Source organism: Treponema sp. UBA3813, assembly GCA_002368605.1.
Classification (GTDB): Bacteria; Spirochaetota; Spirochaetia; order Treponematales; family Treponemataceae; genus Treponema_D.
Window position 1 is genome coordinate 1 of sequence record DFEB01000031.1, and the last position, 1,887, is coordinate 1,887.

The 1,887-nt window shown below is 47.3% G+C and carries 1 protein-coding gene; it reads right to left on the reverse strand.

Translation table 11 applies throughout. The features are described 5' to 3' along the window. Positions 1-1,887: 2-oxoacid:acceptor oxidoreductase family protein (locus B2089_RS04735; RefSeq protein ID WP_296686256.1), on the reverse strand; the 1,887-nt coding region annotated here is incomplete at both ends.

Sequence of the window (1,887 nt, forward strand, 5' to 3'; positions counted from 1 at the left end):
ATCCAGAATCTTCCTTCTTTGATACGTTTGCAACGAGATAGTTCCAAGCTGGCTGCTCTGAAAGACGAGTCTCCTGTGGAACCATTGTGAGTGCCTGAACTGGACAAACTGTTGTACATTCTCCACAACCCATACAATCGAGCGGTGAAACAGAAAGTGTGAACTTGTATTTTCCGGCCTTTGGCTTCAAGTCAACTGCTTTTCCGCCGTTCTTTTCGACTTCAGCTGCCTCTGCATCTGTAAGGAGATATGGGCGGATTGTTGCGTGTGAACAAACGAATGCACAGTTGTTACACTGAATACATTTTGCGCTGTCCCACTGTGGAACCATAACGGCTGTACCACGTTTTTCGTAGGCAGAAGCTCCGAGCTGGAACTGACCGTCTGCGATGTCTTTGAATGCAGAAACAGGAAGATTGTCTCCGTCCATCAAAGCGATTGGGTTCATGAGCTTTTCTACCATATTAACGGTAGCTTTCTCGCCCTTGAGAGCAGGTTTAGCTGCATCAGGAGCAGGATTTGCCCAAGAAGCAGGAATCTTAACTTCGTGCAAAGCACCTGCTCCCTGGTCGATAGCCTGACAGTTCATGTCAACGACATCCTGACCCTTCTTAGAGAATTTGGCAACAACCTTTTCCTTCATGTACTTGATGGCTTCTTCTGCAGGAAGAACGCCGGCAAGCTTGAAGAATGCAGACTGGAGAACTGTAGATGTTCGTTTTCCGAGACCGATTTTTGTTGCGATGTCAACTGCGTCTACAGTGTAAACCTTGATTTTATGGTCATAGATGTATTTCTTTGACTCGCTAGGTAAATGCTTGTCGAGCTCTTCGTCGCTCCACTGGCAGTTGATAAGGAATGTTCCGCCGTCCTTAACATCCTGAACCATCTTGTAGCCCTTGATGATGTAAGACTGGTTGTGGCAGGCAACCAAATCAGCCTGGTTGATGTAGTAAGGAGACTTGATTGGTTTGTCACCGAAGCGGAGGTGAGAAATTGTGATACCGCCAGTCTTTTTAGAGTCGTACTGGAAGTATGCCTGAATGTATTTGTCAGTGTGGTCACCGATGATTTTTGTAGAGTCTTTGTTTGCGCCGACTGTACCGTCACCACCGATACCCCAGAATTTACATTCTACTGTACCTTCAGCGGCTGTGATTGGAGCCGGTTTAACCTCTGGAAGAGAGAGATTTGTAACATCATCAACAATTCCGAGAGTGAAGCGTGGTTTCGGTGCGTCTTTAGCAAGCTCTGTGAATACAGCGAATACTGAGCTTGGAGGTGTGTCTTTTGAACCCAAACCGTAGCGTCCGCCAGAAAGTTTAACATCATTCAAGCCAGCCTCGCGGAGAGTTGTAGCGACATCGAGGAAGAGTGGTTCGCCCAAAGAGCCCGGTTCCTTTGTTCGGTCAAGAACAGCGACTTTCTTTGCTGTTTTTGGCAATTTTTCAAGGAATTTCTTTGGCATCCATGGTCGGTAAAGATGTACTTTGATAAGACCGACTTTCTCGCCCTTCTTTGTGAGGTAGTCGATGACTTCTTCTGCAACATCACAGATTGAGCCCATAGCGACGATAACGCGGTCAGCATCTGGAGCGCCGTAGTAGTCGAAGAGACCGTAGTTTGTGCCGAGTTTCTTGTTGATTTTGTCGATGTATTTCTCAACGATTGCAGGGAGAGCCTCGTAAGTTGAGTTACAAGCCTCGCGGTGCTGGAAGAAAACATCACCGTTTTCGTGAGAACCGCGCATTGCCGGGTGCTCAGGGTTGAGAGCGTGAGCGCGGAATTCTTTGAGGGCTTCAGTTGGGAACATCTCTTTAAGATCAGCGTAGTCCCAAGTTTCGATTTTCTGGATTTCGTGTGAAGTGCGGAAACCGTCGAAGAAGT